4 protein-coding genes are annotated in these 4185 nt (G+C 74.8%); all 4 read right to left on the minus strand.

All coding sequences use genetic code 11. The annotated features are described in order from the left end of the window. Positions 1-33: 33 nt before the first annotated feature. The gene (locus VGR37_20060; GenBank protein ID HEV2149706.1) at positions 34-294 is read right to left on the minus strand and encodes a zinc-ribbon domain-containing protein; all 261 of its coding nucleotides are present in this window, start codon (positions 292-294) and stop codon (positions 34-36) included. 102 nt (positions 295-396) lie between these two features. After that, a complete protein-coding gene (locus VGR37_20065; GenBank protein HEV2149707.1) occupies positions 397-1353 on the minus strand; it encodes a DUF4249 family protein in 957 nt (318 codons plus the stop codon). Continuing rightward, complete coding sequence (locus VGR37_20070) at positions 1353-3695, minus strand: TonB-dependent receptor (GenBank protein ID HEV2149708.1); 2343 nt, start codon at positions 3693-3695, stop codon at positions 1353-1355. Before VGR37_20070 ends, VGR37_20065 begins: the two co-directional genes overlap by 1 nt. A gap of 46 nt (positions 3696-3741) precedes the next feature. Then, positions 3742-4185 (minus strand): hypothetical protein (locus tag VGR37_20075; protein HEV2149709.1); only part of this gene is annotated, 444 nt, incomplete at its 5' end.

The following is a 4185-nucleotide window of genomic DNA, read 5'->3' on the forward strand; positions in this document are numbered from 1 at the left end:
GGCCCGGCCGGATCGGCCGGGCCCCTCTTTTAGCTAACGGTCCCCGCCTCCGATGGGGAGGATGGGGGCGGGCGCCTCCAGCGGGCTCCGCCGCGAGTCGGCGAGCCTCCACGCGAGCGCGGCCAGGATGAGCAGCGCCAGCAGGATCCCGGCAAGGAACGCCACGCGGCGCGTAGCGGGGGGCTCCCATCCGGCGGGGCTCCCCGTGTGCTCGCGGGACGCGCCGCAGGCTGGGCACGAAGCTCGGGCGGCGGGGATCTCCGCGCCGCAGTTCCGGCAGACGATCCTCTGCATGACTCCGGGGGCTCGCGATTGGGCGGGCCTTTCGGCCGTTCGGGATACGGACCGCGGAGCCATGCATTTTCGGCGCCGCGCCGGGAGGGCGCGGCGGGTGCCTCAGGGGGCTTCGAAGACGAACCGGATGCTCCGGGATGCCGCGGCCGTGCTGCCGAACACGCCGTTCGCCCCGGTGATTCCGATGGAGGCGTGCTCTGCCCGGATCCCCTGCTGGCTCGTGAGGCGGCCGTACCGGGCCAGGGCGGTGTCCAGCACGACCAGGTGGATGGCCGCGTCGACCGAGTCGGGCCGCACCGGCGCCTGCGACGGCGACCCGGACCGGCAGCCGGGCATCGCTCCCCGGAGGACGATGGAGTCCCCGCCGATTCCACTCAGCACGCCATCCCCCCGGAGCCGATCGCCCTCATCCGTCACGTACAGGTCGCACCGGACACCGGGGGCGGCCGCGCCGCCCCGGTACGCCGTGCCGTTCAGGACCCGCAGCGCCACCTGCTCGCCTGGCGCCTCGATCCGCCACGTCACGGCGAAGGGGACGATCTCGCCCCAGGAATCGTGCGGGGGGCGCCGGATCCGGAGCCGGCCCCCTTCGGCCGGGCGCACCACCTCCGGCGGGCGCGGGACGGTGTTCCGCCCGGTCACGAGCCCGCCTCCCGGAAGCTCCGCGCGGAGCGTGTAGGTCTCCCCCACGCGCACGCCGCCGGGGAGGACGGCCGCGTAGCAGCCGGACTGGATGGCCGTGGGAGTGGTGGGCTGCTCGAACCCGAAGTTCGGGAGCGTCTTGCAGGCGGGGAACCCCGTAGGCGCCTCCCGCAGCTCCACCTCCACGCCGCCTCCCGCGATGCGCACCCGCGCCCCGGAGACCGGCCGGACGCCGAGCGCTCCTGCGCGCGTGCCGGCCTCCTCGATCAGCACCGCGACCGTGTCGGAGCCCGCCCTGAGCACGTAGTGGAGCTGGACCTGGTCCGGCACGTCGATGTCGGTGGGGGGCCGCAGGAGCTCGCAGCCGGCGAGGAGCAGCCCGAGCAGCCCGAGCAGCCCGAGTGAAGCGCGGCCCATCAGAACCTCCACTCCACGCCGAAGGTGGGGAATACCGGGAGCTGCGGCGCGTACTGCAGCTTCATGCCGCCGGCCTGGCGCGGGTCGTCCGTCACCCATCCCGTCTCCGGCCAGGCGAAGAGCACGTTGCGGGTGTTGAGCACGTTGAGCACCTGGAAATAGGGGGTGACGGTCGTCCGACGCCCGAACCAGCGCCGCGCGTAGTCCCTGCGCGCGCCGAGGTCCAGGCGGAAGTAGCCGGGAAGCCGGGCGGAGTTGTGGTCGCCCATGATGGGCACGAGGGAGTGATAGTCTCCGAACCCCCCGGTTCCCCCGGAGAGCGGGTAGCTGCTCATCACCCCGACCACGGGGGTGTACGGCTGACCGCTGGCCAGGACCAGCCGGGCGCTGAGCTGCCCCCGGCCCCCGAGCGCCGCGAAGCCGTTCAGGTCCAGCGTATGGCGCCGGTCGAAGCGCGGGGTGTAGCGGACGCCGTCCAGCTCCCGCTCGGCCCTCGCCAGGGTGTAGGCCAAGGCGAGGCCCCCTCCGCCCCCGGCGTACCGCGCCATCACCTCCAGGCCGCGGGCCGTCCCCGTCCCCTTCCCGAACCCCTCCGGCACCACCAGCCCGCGGCCGAGCGGATCCTCCGGGATGGGAGTGACGGGGACGCTGCGGAACCGCTTCTCGTACATTTCCACCCGGAGCCCGAGGCCGCCCCCGGTCCACTCGCCTCCGAGCACCACGTCGTCGGCGACGGTGAGGCCCATCTCCTCCGGGACCGCGGCCAGGATGTCGTACGCCACCACGGAGGTGGTGAGCGACTCCGCGTCGTGCAGGCTGTGCATCACCTGCGCGGAGCGCCCCGCACCCGCCCACAGCGAGACGGAGGGCGCGAGCGCGTAGCGGAGCCCCAGGCGCGGCATCCACACCGTCCCGCGCTCTCCGGCGCCCATCACCCGGACGCCGGCCCGGAGCGACAGGGCGTCCGTCGGCTTCCACTCGTCCTCCAGGTACGCGGCCAGGGTGACGGGGCGGTCCTCCTGCAGGAACGCAGGGACGAAGTCCTCCAGGTCCTCCTCGCCGGGGCGGACGCGGTGCCGGAAGCGGTACGCGTCGAGCTGCGCCCCGGCACGGAGCTGGTGCCGGCGCCCGTACCAGGTCGCCCCGGCGCCCAGGAGGGCGTTGTCGATCCCGGTGCTCGCCTGGAACTGGTGGACGAGCGTGTCGCCGTAGCGCTGCTTCTCGTTGCTCCACTCGTACTCGCTGGCGTCGAAGCGTCCCCCGAAGCCGCTGTACCCGGCGCGGAGCTCCCCCGCCAGGCGGGCGCCGAACGGCCGCCAGAGGCGGAGCCCTACCGCCTTGGACCCCCAGTCGAAGTCCAGGACCTGGTTCTCGCCGTCCTCCCGGAAGACCAGCGTCTCGTCGTTGATGTAGCCGGAGAGCGAGAGGCGGCCCAGCGCGCCCACGTCGCGGTCCACCTTGAGGTGGGCGTCCGAGAAGCCGTACGGCAGGTGCGTGGGGATGATGTCCAGCGCCGCCGCGCCCCGGGTGGCCAGGTCCAGGTAGGTGTGGCGCCCGGAGAAGAGGAAGCTGCCGCTGCCGCCGGGGAGCGGCCCGTCGATCCCGAAACGCGAGGAGATCAGCCCCACCGCCCCGGTGGCGCGGAGACTGTCGCGCGCCCCTTCGCGGGTGCGGACCTCCATCACGCTGGAGATCCGGTCGCCCGTCCCCGCGGGGAAGGCGCCCGCGAGCACGCCCACCGACTCCACCGCGTCCGGGTCGATGGCCCCGAAGAGCCCGCCCAGGTGGTAGGGGTTGTAGAGCGGGACGCCGTCCAGCGAGATCAGGCTCTGGTCCGGGGAGCCGCCGCGCACGTACGGCGCGCTGGAGAAGTCGGAGATGGCGGCCACCGAGGGGAGCGACTGCGCGGCCCGCAGCACGTCCGCCTCGGCGAGCGCCGGGGTCAGCCGGACGGCGCGGCCCTCCAGGCGGGTCTCCCCGGGCCCGGCGGACGCCGCGCCCGCGGCGGCGGTGGCCGTCTCCCGCCCCCGCACCTCCACCGGGTCCAGCCGCACCGCTTCGGCGTGGAGGTCGAAGTCCAGGCGCACGGAGCCGCTCCCGGACGTCTGCACCACCACCGCGTGCGGGCGGTAGCCGATGGCGGAGGCGCGCACCGTCCAGCGCCCCGGCTCCACCCCGCGCAGGACGAAGTACCCCCGCTCGTCCGCGGTGACGCTGCGGCCCAGCTCCACCACCTGGACGGTGGCGCGGGGGATGGGGGTGCCGGGCCCGTCCGCCCGCACGGTGCCGTGGATTTCGGCGGCGGGGAGGAGGGCGAGGAGGAGGAGTGCTGCGATGGACACGTGGGATCCGTGGAACAGGGATGGAGTGGAGCAGCCGGAGCGGCGGCTACGGACGGACCGTGAAGACGACCTCGGAGCCGGAGCTGTCCGAGGCGGGGGCGAGGAGCCGGATGCCGTCGCCGTCCTTGCGGAAGTACGGACGGCCGTCCACCTCGACCGTCGCGCTGCGGGCGGTGCGGGGGAGGACCACCTCCACCTCGCCGCCCGTGGCGCCGAGCACCTCCACGCGGCCCGGACCGGTGCGGAAGCGCGCCCCGGCCGCCGCCCCGGTGGCGCGCACGTCGGAGTAGGAGTCGTCGGTGAGCCGCACGCGGATGCGCAGATCGGGGGAAGGGGAGGTCAGCACCACCTGAATCCGCCCCAGCTCGGGGAGGACGGAAACCCCGGCCGAAGCTGCGTCGTCGGCCGGGGGCTCCCCGGCGGACGGGGCCGGCCCGGGGCCGGGGACCACCACCGCACCGGCGCCCACGGGCGCGGCCGGGGCCAGGGC

The sequence above is a fragment of the Longimicrobiaceae bacterium genome, assembly GCA_035936415.1.
Taxonomy (GTDB): domain Bacteria; phylum Gemmatimonadota; class Gemmatimonadetes; order Longimicrobiales; family Longimicrobiaceae; genus JAFAYN01.

What these genes read in the sequence shown, in the direction of transcription:
- VGR37_20060 (HEV2149706.1), bottom strand. Translation starts at nt 294, where the DNA reads ATGCAGAGGATCGTCTGCCGGAACTGCGGCGCGGAGATCCCCGCCGCC.
- VGR37_20065 (HEV2149707.1), bottom strand. Translation starts at nt 1,353, where the DNA reads ATGGGCCGCGCTTCACTCGGGCTGCTCGGGCTGCTCGGGCTGCTCCTC.